At 74.6% G+C, this 240-nt stretch carries 1 protein-coding gene; it reads right to left on the reverse strand.

Features of this window, described 5'->3' with window-relative positions:
* A partial coding sequence (locus tag EOD29_RS34690) for a hypothetical protein (protein ID WP_164764085.1) occupies nt 1-240 on the reverse strand: 240 nt, incomplete at both ends.

A 240-nucleotide genomic window follows, 5' to 3' on the forward strand; every position in this document is an offset into this window, starting at 1 on the left:
GCCACCCCGACGGTCACCGCGACGGCGCCGAGGTCGAATGTCGCCAGGCGGATCGACTGCTCGCGCCGCGGGGTCGCCGGTCCACGGAGCAGGGTGTCGGCGAAGTAGCGGCTCCACACGAGGATCGCGTGGCCGGCGGCTCCGAGCAGCAGCAGGTGCAGGAGCAGCCACCGCGGCTCCGGCACCCACTGGTGCACGAGGGCCACGACCACGGCTGCCAGCAGCCAGCCCACGACCGGC

This window comes from Mesorhizobium sp. M1A.T.Ca.IN.004.03.1.1 (assembly GCF_003997555.1).
Taxonomy (GTDB): Bacteria; Pseudomonadota; Alphaproteobacteria; order Rhizobiales; family Rhizobiaceae; genus Mesorhizobium.